The organism is Ruoffia halotolerans, assembly GCF_014049385.1.
GTDB classification, from domain to species: domain Bacteria; phylum Bacillota; class Bacilli; order Lactobacillales; family Aerococcaceae; genus Ruoffia; species Ruoffia halotolerans.
In genome coordinates this window covers 1-18,276 of sequence record NZ_JACAOA010000016.1, presented here as the reverse complement: position 1 = coordinate 18,276, position 18,276 = coordinate 1, and the positions used below count along the sequence as shown (strand labels likewise).

The 18,276-nt window shown below is 36.1% G+C and carries 18 protein-coding genes; 4 read left to right on the top strand and 14 right to left on the bottom strand.

Annotation, left to right across the window (positions count from 1 at the left end; all coding sequences use genetic code 11):
- Positions 1-2: 2 nt before the first annotated feature.
- From HW423_RS06840 to HW423_RS06800, 9 genes are all read right to left on the bottom strand, one after another.
- Entirely contained in the window at positions 3-635 is a 633-nt protein-coding gene (locus tag HW423_RS06840) for an ABC transporter permease (RefSeq protein WP_218931191.1), read from the bottom strand.
- Positions 632-1,867 carry a betaine/proline/choline family ABC transporter ATP-binding protein gene (locus HW423_RS06835; RefSeq protein WP_218931190.1) on the bottom strand — a complete coding sequence of 412 codons (1,236 nt, stop codon included), beginning with the start codon at positions 1,865-1,867 and terminating at the stop codon, positions 632-634. The genes HW423_RS06840 and HW423_RS06835 overlap by 4 nt, the downstream gene beginning before the upstream one ends.
- 150 nt (positions 1,868-2,017) lie before the next feature.
- Complete coding sequence (gene trmD, locus HW423_RS06830; RefSeq protein ID WP_218931221.1) at positions 2,018-2,737, bottom strand: tRNA (guanosine(37)-N1)-methyltransferase TrmD; 720 nt, start codon at positions 2,735-2,737, stop codon at positions 2,018-2,020.
- On the bottom strand, positions 2,727-3,254 hold the full coding sequence (rimM, locus tag HW423_RS06825) for a ribosome maturation factor RimM (RefSeq protein WP_218931189.1): 528 nt from the start codon (positions 3,252-3,254) through the stop codon (positions 2,727-2,729). Before rimM ends, trmD begins: the two co-directional genes overlap by 11 nt.
- Before the next feature lie 137 nt (positions 3,255-3,391).
- Positions 3,392-3,643: a KH domain-containing protein gene (locus tag HW423_RS06820; protein WP_171031390.1), complete on the bottom strand. Its 252-nt coding sequence runs from the start codon at positions 3,641-3,643 to the stop codon at positions 3,392-3,394.
- 43 nt (positions 3,644-3,686) lie between these two features.
- Complete coding sequence (rpsP, locus tag HW423_RS06815) at positions 3,687-3,959, bottom strand: 30S ribosomal protein S16 (protein ID WP_138405513.1); 273 nt, start codon at positions 3,957-3,959, stop codon at positions 3,687-3,689.
- Between the two features lie 193 nt (positions 3,960-4,152).
- A complete protein-coding gene (gene ffh, locus HW423_RS06810) occupies positions 4,153-5,640 on the bottom strand; it encodes a signal recognition particle protein (RefSeq protein ID WP_218931188.1) in 1,488 nt (495 codons plus the stop codon).
- A 19-nt stretch (positions 5,641-5,659) separates the two neighbouring features.
- Entirely contained in the window at positions 5,660-5,983 is a 324-nt protein-coding gene (gene ylxM, locus HW423_RS06805) for a YlxM family DNA-binding protein (RefSeq protein WP_218931187.1), read from the bottom strand.
- 9 nt (positions 5,984-5,992) lie between these two features.
- On the bottom strand, positions 5,993-6,358 hold the full coding sequence (locus HW423_RS06800) for a metal-dependent transcriptional regulator (protein WP_218931186.1): 366 nt from the start codon (positions 6,356-6,358) through the stop codon (positions 5,993-5,995).
- Between the two features lie 160 nt (positions 6,359-6,518).
- On the opposite strand from HW423_RS06800, the gene HW423_RS06795 reads away from it, so the two are divergent.
- Genes HW423_RS06795 through HW423_RS06780 form a run of 4 tightly spaced genes read left to right on the top strand, consistent with a single transcriptional unit; the run spans position 6,519 to position 9,996 of the window.
- Positions 6,519-7,451 (top strand): metal ABC transporter solute-binding protein, Zn/Mn family, encoded by a 933-nt coding sequence (locus HW423_RS06795; protein ID WP_218931185.1) that lies wholly within the window; start codon positions 6,519-6,521, stop codon positions 7,449-7,451.
- A 25-nt stretch (positions 7,452-7,476) separates the two neighbouring features.
- Positions 7,477-8,262: a metal ABC transporter ATP-binding protein gene (locus HW423_RS06790; RefSeq protein ID WP_218931184.1), complete on the top strand. Its 786-nt coding sequence runs from the start codon at positions 7,477-7,479 to the stop codon at positions 8,260-8,262.
- Complete coding sequence (locus HW423_RS06785; RefSeq protein WP_218931183.1) at positions 8,255-9,136, top strand: metal ABC transporter permease; 882 nt, start codon at positions 8,255-8,257, stop codon at positions 9,134-9,136. The genes HW423_RS06790 and HW423_RS06785 overlap by 8 nt, the downstream gene beginning before the upstream one ends.
- Positions 9,133-9,996 carry a metal ABC transporter permease gene (locus HW423_RS06780; RefSeq protein ID WP_235956365.1) on the top strand — a complete coding sequence of 288 codons (864 nt, stop codon included), beginning with the start codon at positions 9,133-9,135 and terminating at the stop codon, positions 9,994-9,996. The genes HW423_RS06785 and HW423_RS06780 overlap by 4 nt, the downstream gene beginning before the upstream one ends.
- Before the next feature lie 58 nt (positions 9,997-10,054).
- Here HW423_RS06780 and ftsY read toward each other — a convergent pair whose 3' ends face one another.
- The 5 genes from ftsY to HW423_RS06755 form a co-directional block, all read right to left on the bottom strand.
- The gene (ftsY, locus tag HW423_RS06775; RefSeq protein ID WP_218931182.1) at positions 10,055-11,080 is read right to left on the bottom strand and encodes a signal recognition particle-docking protein FtsY; all 1,026 of its coding nucleotides are present in this window, start codon (positions 11,078-11,080) and stop codon (positions 10,055-10,057) included.
- 38 nt (positions 11,081-11,118) lie between these two features.
- The gene (locus tag HW423_RS06770; protein WP_218931181.1) at positions 11,119-11,919 is read right to left on the bottom strand and encodes a Cof-type HAD-IIB family hydrolase; all 801 of its coding nucleotides are present in this window, start codon (positions 11,917-11,919) and stop codon (positions 11,119-11,121) included.
- A gap of 11 nt (positions 11,920-11,930) precedes the next feature.
- The gene (gene smc, locus HW423_RS06765) at positions 11,931-15,494 is read right to left on the bottom strand and encodes a chromosome segregation protein SMC (protein ID WP_218931180.1); all 3,564 of its coding nucleotides are present in this window, start codon (positions 15,492-15,494) and stop codon (positions 11,931-11,933) included.
- Positions 15,494-16,192, bottom strand: a complete 699-nt coding sequence (rnc, locus tag HW423_RS06760) for a ribonuclease III (RefSeq protein ID WP_218931179.1) — start codon at positions 16,190-16,192, stop codon at positions 15,494-15,496. The genes smc and rnc overlap by 1 nt, the downstream gene beginning before the upstream one ends.
- Positions 16,193-16,348: 156 nt before the next feature.
- Positions 16,349-18,130 carry an oligopeptide ABC transporter substrate-binding protein gene (locus tag HW423_RS06755; RefSeq protein ID WP_218931178.1) on the bottom strand — a complete coding sequence of 594 codons (1,782 nt, stop codon included), beginning with the start codon at positions 18,128-18,130 and terminating at the stop codon, positions 16,349-16,351.
- Positions 18,131-18,276 lie beyond the last annotated feature (146 nt).

Sequence of the window (18,276 nt, the reverse complement as noted above, 5' to 3'; positions counted from 1 at the left end):
CCCTACTTGGCTGCAGTTACTTCAGGTGTAAAGTAAACTTCTACTTTACCGAGAAGATAATCTGCTAAAAGTGCCATAATTGTCACAGGGATTGTTCCGGCAAAGATTAAATCTGCTTGATATAGAGAAATACCACTTAAGATAAAGTCCCCTAAACCACCAGCACCAATGTAAGACGCTAAAGATGTCCAAGCAATAACGTATACGGCTGACAAGCGAATACCAGCCATTATTACTGGCATTGCTAAGGGTAACTCAACCTTCGTAATTGATTGAAAGGCAGTCATTCCCATTCCTTTAGCCGCATCTTTGGCTGTTGGACTTACATCATTCATTCCAATATACGTATTACGTAATATTGGTAACAATGAATAGATAAACAGGGCAATAATTGCTGGGAAACGACCAATCCCAATTAATGGAATCATCAAAGCAAGTAGTGCTAATGTCGGTATCGTTTGAAAGATACTTGCAACACCAACAATAAAGTTTGCTGCCTTAGGTGTTCGAGTGATTAAAACACCTAAGGGTACAGCCACAATAATGCCTAGTAATAAGGAAATAAAAGAAATATACAAATGTTCAAACATAAGCGTGACTAATTGACTCCCATTTTCTTGTAAAAATGTTATCATAGCACACGTTCACCATCTTCTTCAGTGGCAGCAGGCGGAATAACAATACCTTCTCCTTCGATATCATCATCTTTCTCTATAGCATTCTCAGGTGCTACATCAGAAAGCGATTCGTATTCTCCCCAAATCGCATCATAAATAATGTTAACGAAAGTCGCTCGAGTAACAATTCCTTTTAGATGACCTACATCATTCACAATTGGAACATAAGAGTACCCACGTTTTAAGATTAGATCAACCGATTCACGTACTAAAGCATCTTCTCTGAGTGAGAACATCTCTGAGCTCATAATATCCGCTAAGCTAATTGCTGTATTAAAATGTCTTTGGATCATATGGATATCAACAAAACCTTTTAATACATTATTCTCATCCGTAATTAGAAGCGTATCCACAGATTGCTCTTTCATTAATTCTAAAGCATCCATAAGTGATTGGTCTTCAATCATCGCCACATGGCGTTTACTCATAATCTCGCCAACTTTAGTTGTATCTTGTTGAGCTTGAATTAAACGGTCTTGCCCAATAAATTGAGCCACAAACTCATTCGCCGGATTACTTAAAATCTCATCCGGAGTCCCAACCTGTACGATTTTCCCTTTACTCATAATGACAATACGTGTCGCTAACTTCAGCGCTTCATCCATATCATGCGTTACAAAGACAAAGGTCTTCCCTAATTCTTCTTGTAATTCTTTAACCATTACTTGCAGTGTATCCCTAGTTAATGGATCAAGCGCACCAAACGGCTCATCCATTAAAATGATATCTTGTTCTGCAGCTAATGCTCTGACGACTCCGATACGTTGTTGTTGACCCCCAGATAGTTCTGAAGGATATCGATCAAGAAACTCCTCTGGTAATTCAGCTAGTTTAATCATGCGTTTGGCTGTGTCATCAAGCTTGGCTTGATCCCATTTTAATAATTTTGGTACCATTAAAATGTTTTCTTTAACTGTCATATGTGGCATTAGACCAATGTTTTGAATAACATACCCAATTTGTCTTCTTAATTTAACTGGGTTCATATCCATAATATTTTTTCCATCGATTAAAATTTCACCATCTGAAGGTTCAATCATACGGTTAATCATTCGCATCGAAGTTGTTTTACCCGATCCTGATGTACCTATGAAACAAATAAACTCTCCATCTTCAATCTTTAAGTTAAAATCATCCACAGCTAATACGTCACTAGCGTAACGTTTTGAAACGTTTTTGAATTCAATCACAACTCTATTCTCCTCCTTGTTTTTTCGCAATTTTCACAATACCATTATTATAAAATAATCTCAAGAAATACAGTTTAATTCGATTGATTTGTCGCGTTTGTCAATGATTCTTATTAAATATTAAGTTTATTTTTTTTAGTAAATTTAAACCTATTGACTTTCAAATTCTTTAACCCATTCACGTTCTTGGTCAGTTAATTCAGCTTTCTCTAATAAATCAGGCCGATTATTATAGGTTCTTCTAATTGCTTCCTTTTGTTGCCATAGTTCTATATTACTATGATGCCCGCTAAGCAACACATCAGGGATGCTTTTCCCTCTATATTCTCGTGGCCTTGTGTATTGAGGATGTTCTAGTAGATTTCTTTGATGGGACTCTTCTACAATTGAATGGGCATTTCCAACTACTTCTGGAATGAGACGAACCGTTGAATCTATCATGACCATGGTTGGAAGTTCACCATTTGTTAAGACATAATCTCCGATGGATACTTCATCTGTAATGTAATCTCGAACTCGGTGATCAAAGCCTTCATAATGGCCACAAATAAATACTAAATGTTCTTCTTGTGACCACTCTTGTGCCAAATCTTGGGTAAAAGGTTTCCCAGCTGGATCCATTAAAATAACACGTGACTTGTCAGTCATCTCCAGTTCCTCTAATGTATCTACAATTGGCTCTACTCTTAATAACATACCTGCACCCCCGCCATAAGGATAATCATCTACATGACCATGCTTATTGACCGGATTGCGACGGAAGTTGTGTGTCTCAAATGATAAGACACCTTCCTCTTGTGCTTGTTTCATTATTGAGTGATCCATTGGAGCAAACATCTCAGGAAATAAAGTTAATACATCAATCCTCATCGTCAATTAACCCTTCCATTAATTCAATTACAACGTAACCTTCATCAACATTGACCTCTTTCACAACGTCTTCGATATAAGGAATTAGAGCATCAGGTAATTTGGGTTTATTACGTTTGATTACCCATACATCATTCGAACCTAAACTTAAGATGTCTTTTATCACACCTAGTTCTTCTTTTTCAGTCGTAATTACTTTTAAACCAATAATTTCATGAAAATAAAACTCATGATCATCCAACTCTTGTTGTTGGTCTTGATTAATGGCTAACCACATCGTTTTAAACTTTTCGACATCATTTATATTATTGAATTCTTCGAAACTTACAATATATGTTCCTTTACTTAACTTAGCATTTTTGACTGTTACTTTTTGAACGGGACGATCATTATCTAATATCGTTAAAACCTCGCCAGCAGCAAATCGTTCTTCGGGAAAATCAGTATCTGCTATAACTTTAATTTCTCCTCGAATGCCAAATGTATTTACAATTCTTCCTATACGAAAATATTCCATAGTTTATTTCCTTTCACACTCATTATATAACTTTGCTCTTAAAGCTACTTTACTACTTTTATTATATATAAATTTTCACCAAACAAAAAGTGCTAAGTAGAAACAAATTAATTTGTCTCTACTTAGCACTTTAAACCTTATTCGCTATCACCGTCGGCAATGACAATGCGAGCTCTTTTAGAACCGCGTTGACGAATGCTATAAATGATTGTACGTATTGCTCTCACAACACGCCCTTTTCTGCCAATGACACGTCCGATATCATCCGGATGTAAATTAAGATGATACTCTATAAAATCTTCTGTTTCAACAATATCGACAGAAAACTCATTAGGATTGTCAATAAGTGGTTCAACAATTGTTTTTATCAAAGCTTCAATATCTGGCATTCTTATCATCCTTTATTGTGATACTAAACTTATCAAACATGCCTTATTTAGCTTGTTTTGACTCGTGGAATTTTTGCATGATTCCTTGAGTAGATAATAAGTTGCGAACAGTGTCAGATGGTTGAGCACCATCACTTAACCATTTTAACGCTAACTCTTCGTTGATTTCTAATTGTTTTGGTTCTTGAACTGGATTATAAGTTCCAATTTGTTCAATAATACGTCCATCACGTGGAGCACGTGCGTCCGCTACTACAATACGGTAGAATGGGTTTCTTTTAGAACCCATACGTTTCATACGAATTTTAACTGCCATGTAAGTCACCTCCATTAATTAATCTCACAGTTAAGTATATTATCAGATAACATCACCCCTGTAAAGTGTTTTTCCTTTACAGGGTGATATTTTTTGAAATATTTTTTATAAATACTTCTATAATAAGGTTTAATATTTCAAAAAAATAGAAAAATTTCCCTATTTCCAAGTGAACTTTAGCTTTATTTAGAGATTAACGGCGTTTTTTCTTCATTTTTTTCAAGCGACGTTGCAATTCTTTTTCTTTTTGTTGTTTTTCTTTTTGTTCTGGTGACATAAAGTCTGAATCATTCATTTGTGGCATTCCTGGTATATTTGGCATACCTCCACCACCATTTTGTGTCATCTGATTCATCATTTTCTTCATGTTACCCATCTTACCATTCGAAGCTGAACTCATTATTTGACGTGTTTGGTTGAATTGCTTAATTAATTGGTTCACGGCTTGAAGATCTTGTCCAGCACCTGCAGCGATTCTTTTACGACGACTTTGTGAGATGATATCTGGGTTTGTACGCTCTAGAGGTGTCATTGACATCACAATTGCTTTGACACGTGCCATATCTTTCTCAGATACATCAAACTCGTCAATACCTGGCAATTTATTCAAACCAGGAATCATCTTGATAATATCTTTGATTGACCCCATTTTATTTACTTGATCCATTTGAGCAATGAAATCATTAAAGTCAAAGGATGCGTCTTTGATTTTGTCAGCCATCTTTTGAGCTTCTTCTTCATCAAAGTCTTGTTGCGCTTTCTCAATCAGCGTCATCATATCCCCCATACCTAGGATACGACTAGACATACGATCAGGATAGAATGGTTCTAAGGCGTCTAATTTCTCACCTTGACCAGTAAATTTAATTGGTTTATCGGTAATTGAACGAATCGATAGTGCCGCTCCACCACGAGTATCACCGTCGAGTTTTGTAATGACAACCCCTGTTATATCTAATGACTCATTGAAAGATTGGGCAACGTTTATCGCATCTTGTCCGGTCATAGCATCAACAGTTAGTAAAATCTCTTGCGGATTTGCGACTGCTTTAATATTACGTAATTCAGCCATTAATTCTTCGTTGACGTGTAAACGACCGGCCGTATCAATAATAACGACATCGTTTCCTTGCAATCTTGCTTGATTTAATGCTGCTTCAGCAATTCTTACTGGATCGGCATCTGTTCCTTCACTATAAACATCAAAACCTAATTGTTGACCAATGGTTTGTAATTGTTCAATCGCTGCTGGGCGGTATACGTCGGCAGCTACTAATAATGGACGCTTTTTATTCTCTTTTTCAGAAATAAATTTAGCTAATTTACCTACTGTTGTTGTCTTACCAGCACCTTGTAAACCTGCCATCATTATAACTGTTGGCGGTTTCGCTGAGAAGTTTAATGGGACAAGTTCCCCACCCATTAAGGCTGTTAATTCTTCATCAACAATTTTTAAAACTTGTTGCGCTGGAGATAAAGATTTTAATACATCGGAACCTAATGCTCTTTCATTCACACTCTTAACGAATGTTTTTACTACTTGAAAGTTAACATCGGCCTCAAGTAAAGCAAGTCTTATCTCACGCATCATTTGTTTCAGGTCGGCTTCGGTGATTGTCCCTCCCGAACTAACCTGGCTAATCGCACCTTGGAGGCGATCTGAAAGTCCTTCAAAAGCCATATTATTACCCCTCTATTTTTTAATCTTCTATTTGAATTAATTTTTCTATGACTGAATGAGCTTCTTGGTTTGTTAATAACTCACTCAATGTATTTAATAATTGCATACGTTCTTCACGTTTCTCATTTAAACGGAGTGTTTTTTCATATTCTAGCAAGGATTTCTCTCCACGCCTAATATTATCATGAACGCCTTGACGACTAATATCGAAGTGTTCGGCGATTTCACTTAAAGATAAGTCTTCTTCATAGTAAAGTGACAACATATCTTGCTGTTTCTCTGTCAACAGAGCTTTATAAAATGAGAACAATTGACCAATATAAATCGTTTTTTCTAACGGCATTCTATTCACCTATTCTTCAGGATACTCAATATAAGTAGCTAGACGATCCGCTAGATCCTTGGGTGTTACATGTTCCAATACTTCAGCGAATTCGTGTACTTCTTGTTTTGTGTATCCTAATCTATTTTGTAAGAAATATTCCCATATTTCGTGTTTTCTCACCATTTCTTGAGCCATCTGATGACCTTTTGGTGTTAAAGCACTACCTCGGTAGCGTTCGTTAATGACTAGGCCTTCTTTAGCCAATTTATTAATCATCTCACTCACGGAGGCTGGAGAAACCTCTAAGCCCTCAGCGATTGTTTTATTAGAGATGGATTCGTCTCCTGCATGTTCATAAATAAACTTAACATAGTCCTCACGACTCTGTGACATTGACATCACCCCAATGATATTTTTTTCCAATCCTAATTTTACCACGTTTTCCCTTTAGCCTCAAATTTATTTAAACTTATTGGTTGACTTTAGGTGCACCTAACATTATAATTCAATTATCATTTAGGCACACCTAATAATTTTTGTTTGGAGGTTTGAAATGAAAAAATATTTAAAATACATGTTAGTTCTTTTTGCGGCCATTATATTGTTATTCACTTATCTAGTACCCGTCGGTCACGCTCAAAAAGACAAAGAAAAAATTACAGTCACAACGACTTTTTTAGTAGATATTGTAGAACAACTCGCCCCAGAAACGTTTGAGGTTGTTTCAATTGTCCCTGCTGGTGGTGACCCGCATACGTATACAGCAACGGCTAGAAATTTAAAAGACATTACTGAATCTGACCTCGTGTTATTTCATGGTTTGCATTTTGAGGCACAGATGGCAGAAGTTTTAGATGCACTGCCACATACAAGATCTGTGACAGCGGAGTTTAATAATGACCAGCTAATCTCAATTTCTGAGGATTCTCAAGAAGTCGATCCGCATTATTGGTTCGATATAGATTTATATAAACAATCTGTTCTAACAACTCAACAAGCTTTAGTTGAAATTTACCCTGAGTATAAAGAATTAGTAAATGAAAATACAGAAAGATATATAGAAGAATTAGATGCTTTAAATCAATGGATCCATGAAAAAGTTGCAGAATTACCTGTGGAACAACGCATTCTCGTAACTCCACACGATGCCTTTGCATACTTTGCCCAGGCTTATGACTTCACAGTATATGCTCCTCAAGGAATCAGTACTGAATCTGAAGTATCTAATGATGCGATTATTAATACAGTTAAGTTCATTGTAGACAATGAAGTGCCAGCTATATTCTTAGATACAACATCTAACCCGCAAGCGATGGAAAAGCTTCAAGAAGGAGTCAACCAACAGGATGCAGAGGTTGTCGTTGTGGGTGGTGAAGGTCAAGAATTGTTCTCAGACTCTTTAGCTGCAACTGGTCAGTCGAACGATAATTACATTGAGATGTATCAACATAATGTGTCATTAATCGTTGATCATTTAATTCGTTAATTATAATTTAAAAGGAGTGATTCATATGAATTCAATTATTACTATCGAAAACTTATCGGTGAGATATCAACAAACTCTTGCCCTAAACAATATTACATTACAAGTTCCGGAAAATGTTCGCATGGCTATCATCGGCCCAAATGGTGCTGGTAAATCAACTTTTATAAAAGCTATCCTTAATTTAATACCCGCTAAACAACATAAGCTAAGCTTTTTCAATGACCTTACATTGAAACAAGCACGCTCTAAAATCGCTTATGTCCCCCAGACTTCAGAGGTGAACTGGCATTTCCCAACAACTGTCAAAGACGTTGTGACGATGGGAGTGAGCTCAAATCGTTGGGGCTTTCAATCTGTGAGTGAAGAGCAAAAAGTTGTTGTGTCTCATGCACTCGAAGCAATGGAACTCACTGATCTTTCGAATCGTCAAATCAGTCAATTATCTGGAGGTCAAAAACAAAGAGTCTTTATTGCACGTGCCATTGCACAAGACGCTGATTTGTATTTTTTTGATGAGCCGCTTGCTGGTGTCGACATGAAATCTGAAGCCATTATTATGGCGCAATTAAAAGAATTTCAAGATAAAGGAAAAACGAGTTTAACAGTTCACCATGACTTAAATTCAGTGCCGGATAATTTTGATTATGTGTTATTCCTCAATAAAGAGGTCGTCGCAATAGGTCCTACAGTCGATGTATTTACGCGAGATAATATTGATAACGCCTATTTAAATCATTCGCAACCAAATAATATTGAACCGAGTTCAAAACAATCGGGCTTACATATTCTTGGAGTTGATCAACATGTTTGATATCTCTTTTGATTATTTCTTCTGGGTTGTCGCACTTGGAACTATGGCGCTGGGCTTCGCATCAGGTATTATCGGTACTACAATTGTTTTAGAAGGCCAAAGTCAATTGGGTGATGCGATTGGGCATTCAGTATACCCTGGAGTAATTATTGCTTTTATGTTATTTCAAACGAGAAATTCTCTCGTGTTACTGTTAGGTGCCATTGTTGTTGGTTATATAGCCTTTGTTCTAATTAACTGGATTCATAAACATAGTCACTTCGCATATGAGAGCGTCTTGGCACTTGTTCTATCATCTTTTTTCAGTTTGGGTTTAATGCTTTACCGAATTGTACAAACGAATCCCAAATTCCAATCAGTGAATTTCTCTGGTTTGGATAATTATATTATGGGACAAGCCGCTTTTTTAACGCAATTTGATGTGAATGTTATTTTGATTGTTGCTGTTATCATCGCCCTTATATTTTGGCTTTATTATCCAAAGATTAAAATATATTTGTTCGATAAAACTTTTGCTGAAACCATTGGCATTAATACGAAATTTATCAATTATATCTTATTAACGTTAAGTTTATTAGCCATTGTCATTGGTTTACAAGCTGTTGGGACAAAGTTAATTAGTAGCATGTTAGTCGCTCCCGTCGTTGGGGCAATGCAATGGACAAATAACTATCCTAAAACTATCTTTTTATCAGGCTTTTTTGGCTTATTTGCTGGTTTTATGGGGACTTTACTTAGTACAAATATTTCTGATTTGGCGACAGGACCAACCATTGTAGTTGTATTGTCAGGTATCGCTTTAGTATCTGTCTTCATCGGGCCTAAAGGCTTGCTAGGCTCTTATGTTTTACGTAAAAGAGGTGTAGTGTCATGATGATTCAAATTTTATTAATTTTAATTGTTGTTGCTTTAGCTTGTAGTCTATTGGGTTCTCTATTGTTGATGCGTTCGAGTTTAATGGTAGCCGACGCCATTTCTCATACCATTTTATTAGGGATTGTGATTGCTTTTTATTTTACTGAAGATTTATCTTCGCCCTATTTAATTATCGGTGCAACCTTGTTCGGTGTCATTACTGTTATCTTAATTGACTTATTGACAAAGACCGGTCGAATGCAAAACGACGCAGCGATTGGTTTGGTGTTCCCCTTACTATTCTCAATTGCCGTTATTATCATCTCCAAATATTATACAAATGTGCATTTAGACATTGATATGGTCCTTTTAGGTCAAGTCGAACTGGCACCATTACGCCAAGTTGAAATATTCTCAATTCAAATGCCACAGGCATTCTTTATTGGTTTGATCATTTTATTCATTAATTTGGCTTTCATCTTTATTTTCTATAATCCATTGAAGATTCGTTTGTTTGATGAAACCTTTGCTCGAACTATTGGAATTAATGTTGCTGCGCTCGACTTAGTATTGATGACTTTAGTTTCTCTGACGGCAGTCACTTCTTTTGAAAGTGTTGGGTCTATTCTAGTCATCGCCTTAATGGCAGCGCCTGGGATGACCGCTAGATGTTTTACGAATAAATTTAGCACTTTGTTAATCGGTTCCGTTCTCATTGCTATACTTAATTCAGTCCTTGGTTATTATATTGGGATCTATCTCGATACTTCGATTTCAAGTATGGTTGCTGTCACAGGCTTTGGGGTCTTTTTACTCGTGTTTTTAGGAACAAATAGTATTCTCCCTAAACTCAAACAGCAGAAATTGGTAATTAAATAACTAGATAATAGGAAGCAAAAATATCCGTGAGGTCTTTTTTGACCTCACGGATTTTTTATTAAGCTTGCTTATCTTCAATCACATCACGAACCAAATTATACATATATTGTTCTGGATCAAATTGTTGTAAGTCAGTCGCTTGTTCACCTAAACCGATATATTTAACCGGTATATCTAAATCATAGCGAATCGAAAGAACAACCCCACCTTTTGCCGTTCCATCTAATTTCGTTAAAACTAAGCCGGTAATTTCGGTTGCTTCATTAAATTGTTTCGCTTGAATGAGTGCATTTTGACCTGTCGTCGCATCCAATACTAAGAACACTTCTTGAACACCATTTGGATTCTCGCGTTCAATTATTCGTTTCATTTTTGCTAACTCTTCCATTAAGTTCGCTTTAGTTTGTAATCTTCCGGCAGTATCTACGAGTAAGTAATCGTAATTTTCTTCATTCGCTTGTTTCACTGCATCAAACACAACTGAAGCTGGATCACTGTTGGCTTTTCCAGTTACAACAGGAATATCTAAACGCTCTCCCCAAACATTTAACTGTTCAATGGCACCTGCACGGAAAGTATCTCCTGCGGTCATAATAACTTTTTTGCCTTCTTGTTTTAAGTTATAACCAATTTTACCAACAGAAGTTGTCTTACCAACACCGTTTACCCCTACAAATAGAATAACGGTTGGTCCATCGGGATTTTCTTTAATTGCGACCGATCCTGTTTCATTCTTCTCATAAATGCTCACCATCTGTTCTAAAACTACACGTTTAACATCCTCAGGACGATTCACATTCTCTTCTTCAATCGCATCGCGGATAGCATCCGTTAAGGCAATTGTCATATTAAAACCTACATCTGCACCAATAAAGGCTTCTTCTAAATCTTCATAGAAATCCTCATCAATTTCTCTGAAACTTGTAAACAAGTCCGCAATTCTTTCGGAAAAGTTTTTACGTGTCTTTTCCATACCCTTGTCATACTTATCAAAAACAATCTCGGTGTCTTTTTCTTTCAGTTCTTCTTTAACAACCTGGTCTTCACCGGTAAAAGCACGTTTTATACGATCAAAAATACCCATAATCTCACTCCTTATTTGTTTATATTATAACACTTTTATTACTTAATAAAATGATAGATTGCTTTCGCAACACCGTCATTATCATTTGTATCTGTGATATATGAAGCACTATCTTTTATCTCTTGAACAGCATTACCCATCGCAACCCCGTAACCAGCCATATCAATCATCGTCTGATCATTATTTTGGTCACCAATGGTCATCATTTCTTCCGGTTTGATATTTAATTGTTGACCTAATTTCTTTAACGCATTTCCTTTATTAACATTGACCTTACCAATTTCTAATTGATAAGGATGTGATAAGACAGTTTGATATTCATCCAATAAATTTGTATTGATTTTAGGTAGTTGCTCATTTAAATAATCTTCAACCGTACAAATAACGAACTTGTTAAATGTATGATCTGCTTCAAAGTCATGATAATTAACAGTTTTTCTTGGTGCTAGCGTTGTATAAGTTGACTCTTTGCCGTCTGGATATTCAATTGGATCATAGACCCATTCAGAATCAATGGGATTTAATGGTAAATTTAAACGTTCCGTTTCTTCATACCAACGCTCTAAATCGCTCGTTTCAACAACATCATTAACGACAACTTCTCCAGTGTTTGCTTTAATCACTTGGCTTCCGTTAAATACGACTAAATATTCATCGTCGCCATCGAAACCAATATTCTCGGCAAAGTCTTTCATCGCTAAGTATGGTCTTCCTGTACATAAAACGACTTTAATATCTTTTGACTGGGCGTAATGAATAGCATTGATATTCTCCTCTGATAGAGATTTATCTGTTCGAAGTAACGTTCCATCTAAATCTATGGCAATTAATTTTATCATTGATAACTCCTTTATTCTGATAAAGCTTCTTCCGCTTCACTTAATTTTACTGAGGCTAATTTCGAAATACCTGACCGTTCCATCGTAACACCGTATAGCCGGTCCGCACTCTCCATCGTTCCTTTTCTATGTGTAATGACGATGAATTGAGTTTGTTCTCTAAATTCTTTAATATATTCTCCGTAGCGGTACACATTCGCATCATCTAAAGCTGCCTCTACCTCATCCAATATAACAAATGGTACAGGTTTTACTTCCAGAATAGCGAATAACAAGGCTATTGCTGTTAGCGCACGTTCCCCACCAGATAATAGTGCCAAATTTTGCTTTTTCTTGCCGGGTGGTTGCGCAACGATGTCTACACCTGTTGTTAGGACATCTTTGGGGTTCGTCAACTCGAGTGAGGCTTCACCTCCACCAAATAATCTTCGGAAAGTTTGTTGGAATTTCTCATTAATGAGTTTGAATGTTGCGCTAAATCTTCGAGTAACCTCAACATCCATCTCATCCATTGTATCTTTCAGTTGCCCCATAGCTGTTAATAAATCTTCTTCTTGTTCCACTAATAACTCATAACGTTCATTTAACTCATCATAGTCTTCAATTGCTTGGAGATTAATCGGTCCTAATTTATTGATGAACTGACGTAATTCTTTAACTTCTTTATAGATTTCAGCCGTTGATTCAATCGGTTTAGCAATTTTTTTAGCCATCTCGAAGGTCAATTGATATTCTTGATTTAAATGATTCAAATGATTATCAATTAAGGCCTGATTTTTTTCAATCTGAGCTTGTAGTTTTGCTTGTGTTTGGAAACTACGTTGACTCTCTGCTTGAGATTTATTGAGTAAACTTTCTTTTTTATTAATCGTTTCACTTAAATCTTGGCGATTTTGACGGTCGGCTTGAATTTGATTTTGTAAACTTTCGCTTTCTTTTTCTAATTTAGCAATGTCGTCTAAAGTTTCTTCCAGTTTTTCTTGGAGCTCTTCAATCGTCGACAGTCCGAATGTCTTACTCGACTCATAATTTGTAATCCAATTATTGACTAGCTCATATTGATTCTTTAAATCTGATAAAGTTTGTTTTAATTGTTTAATCTCAACGTCCATAACCGCTTTTTTCGTTGATTTGTCCTGTCTAATTTCTTCTAACTCAGCTAATTTCTTCTGACGGGCGTCTTCATCGAGGTTATGTTGTTCTAATATCCGATTTAATTCTTCAATCGAAGATTTTGCTTTCACAAGATTTTGTTCCGCTTGTTCGATTGTATTTCTCGCTTCATCAAGTTCTTCGTCGAATTCACGAATTGAATCTTTTAAAATAATCATTTGATTATTAGCTTGTTTATATGCTTGTTTAGCGTTTTGACTCGATTGGAATAAACGTTGGTAGATACCTTCTGTTTGATTTACTTGTTGACGTTGTTCTTTCAATTGGTGGTCATTGTTCGCTAACTCTGCTGAAACTTTTTCCCAATCTAGTTCGATATTTTTAAGTTGTTCTCGATGTTTCTCATAGGCTTCGCTTGCTTGTTTAATTTCATTTTGGCGCGATAGCATCGATTGTTGTCTTTGCTTTTGTTGCCCCCCGGTGAGTGATCCACCTGGCATTAACACGTCACCTTCGAGTGTTACGATCTTTACTGAATGCCCTAAAGCTCTCGCAATACTTTGCGCATCTACTAAAGTTTGAGCAACGATTGTATTTCCCAATAAGTTCTGGACAATATTCTCGTTTTGCGCATCATAACTGACTAATTCTGAGGCAACGGCGATAAAACCTTGCATTTCTTGCGCTTGAAAAAGTTTGAAACTTTGAATTTGACGCGGTTTAATATTTGGCCGTGGTAAGAAAGTTGCTCGTCCTGCTCTTTGTTGCTTTAAGTAATTAACCGCTTCACGTGCCGCTTGGTCATTGGCTACAACAATGTGTTGCATTGATCCACCTAAAGCTGTATCGATGGCTAGTTGATACGTTTCGTTAACATTTAATAAATCCGCAACTGTTCCCTCGATACCGTTTAAACGTTGTGCTTGTTGCATAACCGCACGCACACCTGCAAAGTAACCCGTATAATTATCATGCATTTGTTTCAGTGAATTTAATCGGGTTTCAATGGTTTGAGTTTGTCTTTCTTGGTTAAAGAGCAATTGTCTTAACTCATCTCGTTGATTTGACAGTTTTTCATTATTCTCTGTTAATTCTTGTAATAAAGTTCTTTGTTCACTTTGACTGCCCGTGAATGCCTCTAGTTCTTCTTCTGCTTCTTTGGCTTCTACTTCAAGCTTTTTAAGCTCTTGGCTAGTACTATTCAATTTCTCCACAGCTTGGTCTTTACGTGCTCTTAGTCTTTCTAAGACTGCTTTCTGCTGTTGAATTTCATTGTTTGACTTGGCTTCTAATTGATAATACTCCAACATTTCATTACGTAATTCGTCTTGTTGGTTCGCATTCAATCCTTGAGATATTTGGATATCTTTATTGACTGCTTTTAGGTCTGTCATTAGTGCTTTCAAATCTGTCTCAAAAGTTTGTAATTGCTTTGTATATTCCGTGATGTCTTGGTCAAGTCTTGTCTTTTCAGCCACTTGTTCTTCATAAATATTAGCTTTATCTGCTTGTTCTGTTTCACTATATTGAATATCTTTTCCAATCATCTGTTGTTGCGCTTTTAATTTTTCAATTTGAGACGTTAATTTTTGATATGTATCCGAATTTTGATCAATCGCATTGATTAATAGATTTTGTTTGTTTTTAGATGCATCGATTTCGTTACTTAAAGTTTCATTTTGCGTGATTATATTATTTATGGTTACATCGATATTCTTTAATTGTTCCTCAAGTTCTTCCCACCCTGTTTGATAATCTTCGATTTGTTGGGTGTATAGAGAAACTTCTAGCTCTTTTAATTCTTCTTTCTTACTCGTATAAAGAAGTGCCGTCTCTCTTTGTTTTCTTAAAGGATTCAATTGTAATTCGAGTTCATGAATAATGTCTTTAACCCGGCTTAAGTTATCACTTGATTTATCTAAGCGTCTCTCAGCTTCAGTCTTACGGTATTGGTACTTTTGAACACCTGCAGCTTCTTCAAATATCGTCCGTCGTTCTTCAGGCTTACTTAAAAATATTTGTTCAACTTGTCCTTGGGAAATAATTGAAAAACTATTCTTTCCTAATCCTGAATCTAAAAGTAAATCTACGATATCCCTTAATCTAACTTGTTCATTGTTTATTAAGTATTGACTATCACCATTTCGATTATAACTGCGAGTAATACTGATTTCACTAAAATCATAATCCAAATATCGATCCTCGTTGTTTAAAACTAAAGTCACTTTTGCAATATTCACTGGCTTACGCGCTTGTGTTCCATTAAAGATAACATCTTCCATTCGATTCCCACGTAAACTTTTAGCTGATTGCTCGCCTAATACCCATCTAATCGCTTCCGAAAGATTGCTTTTACCACTTCCGTTAGGACCTACGACAGCGGTCATTCCTTCATTAAATTCAATAACAGTTTTGTCAGCGAATGACTTAAAGCCTGTCATCTCTACTCTACTAAGATACATTATGAAACCTCTCCAATTAAATGTTGGTAAGCAATTTTCGCTGCTTGAATTTCAGCTTGTTTTTTACTGTTCCCTTTACCTCGGCTAATTAATTTATCATCTACAAATAAGCCCATCTCGAAAATTTGATTGTGATCGGGTCCTTTTTTAGAAATTAAACGGTATTCAATTAAGACTGTTCCATGTGTTTGAGCTTTTTCTTGGAAAAGTGTCTTGTAATCTAAATTCACTTGTTTAAGAATATCTTGGTGATTTAATAACAATTGCTTGTTTAAAAAGTTAGTTACAACGTCTATACCTTGTTCCAAATACGTTGCACCTAAAAAGGCCTCAAAACAATCGGCTAAGATTGAATCTCGATTATTACCACCACTTGCAGACTCGCCTTTACCAAGTTGAATGTACTCATGAAAGTCGTTTTTTCTTGCTAAAAGGGCTAAACTTGGTTCACGAACTAATTGCGCACGAGTCCGAGACAATGATCCTTCTGGTTCTTCGGGATAAAAGTTATATAAGTAATCACTCACAATAATTTCTAACACCGCATCGCCAAGAAACTCTAAGCGTTCATTCGACTCTAACAAGTGATGTTTTTGTTCATTGACATAAGATTTATGCATAAAAGCACGTTTAAATAACGCTTCATCTTCTATGTCTATGCCTAATATATTTTCTAAATGTTTTATTAATAAACTCATAGCATCCTCCTACTTTACTCTCTTTCTACCAATGTCGGTAGCTTACAATGCAACACTTATTCTATCATGAAAGCTCAATGTATACCATCATAGACGTAAAAAAGAACCTCCGAAGAGGTTCTAAAAAGAAAGGAATATAATATTTAGGCTTAATAATTATTCAGCAATTGGCTCTTCAGCTAACAAGTAGATTTCAGACCATTTTAAATCTGATCCAATTGAAGTATCCCAATTACTTACACGGTTATTAACAGCTGTTAATGTATAACGGAATAATGTTGGGATTACTGGTAATTCTTCCATTGCATACGCTTGCCAGTCATAGAATGCTTGTTGACGGAATTCTTCGTCAAATGATTCATCTGATTCAATCGCCGCTAATAACTCATCGTTCTCTTCAGTTGCCCAACGAGTATAGTTGAATGCAGCTGTACGACCATATAAGCCAGTTGGGTTTGGATCTCCACCAGTTCCCCAAGCTCCTTGATAAACATCGATCGCTGGATCATCTGTTTCAAGACGCTCGTAGAATGAGTTGAATTCCATTAATTGACCATCAACTAGTTCAACATTAATTCCAACTTCACCCCATGCTTGGATATAGTATTGTGCGATTGGTTCTGCTGTTTCTCCACCTGACATAGAAGCGAAACCTAATGTGAATGCTTCACCATCTGGATCCTCCACGAAACCATCACCATCATTATCAACGAAACCAGCATCAGCTAAGATTTGAGCTGCTTGCTCAGGATCATAACCATAGCCTTCTTGGTCTGCATTATGATAATCTGTAAAGTTTGGTGTGATTAATGAATTCGCATTTTGGCGTAAACCATAATAGAAGTTATTTGCGATAGCATTATTGTCGATAGCATATGCCATTGCTTGACGTAATGCTTTATTTGTTGTTATACGTTCTGAATCGGTTACTACTTCCCCTGCTTCAGCATCCCAAGTTCCTTGTTTGAAACCAATATAAGTATAAGCGTTCTCTAAGAATCCTACACTTTGGAAGTTAGTTGCATCTGAATATGTATCATATTGGTCTGATGGTAATGCTGCGATATCATAGTTACCAGCTTTTAATTCTGAGACAATTGTTGTTGGGTTAACAACTTCAAGAATAACTTCATCAATGTTAGGACGACCATCAAAGTAATCATCAAAAGCAGAGAATGTTACTGACTCACCTGGTGTAATCGATTCGATTTTGAATGGACCAAATCCAACTTGATTCGTACGAACATATTCACTATCTTCTAGTTCAGCTACTGGTACTTCACCTAATAAGTGTTCAGGTTCGATATATCTAGAAACACCTCCACCAGCTTGTAATAATGAATTATTAAAGTTGTGATATGTTATTGTTAATGTGTAGTCATCCACACGTTCTAATCCTGAAATCTCTTCAGCATCTCCGTTGTGATATTCTTCCATACCAACAACATTTTGGAAGTCAGTTCCGTAACGGATACCCGTATATTCTGGGTTCCCGATAACATAATATGGGAAGATAACATCATCAATTGTGACTTCTTCACCATCATGCCAAGTTGTTCCTTCTGGAATTGTAATTGTCACTTGTTTGTTTTCTTGATCAAACTCGACATCAGCGAAACCTGAGTTATCAATTGCAAAGTTTTCATCGTATCCATATAAACCAGGGTTAATAAATTTAATAATTGTTGAATCTGGTTGCCCTTGATATAACATGTTATTTAAAACACCAGCGAAAGTTGTATCAGATACTAAGGCATAACGTAAAGATCCACCTTCAATGGGTTCACCTTCGTTTACAGCAGTAGGAGAGAAATCTAAAACATCTCCTTCACCTTCTTCTTGTGCGTGAACTAGGCTAGCAGCTGGAGCTGCAAATACAGTTGATAAAGTAAGCGCCGTTGTTGCTAGTGCAAATGACTTTTTAAACAAATTTTTCATAAAACTAACCTCCAATTAGTAATTCTTATTTATATATAATATATTAACCGTTTTAGATTAGAATATCAAGCTTAATTTTAATTTTATTTTAATTTTATTAGATATAAATCTAAAAATCGATTCAGAATAAACTTTAAAAGCGTTTT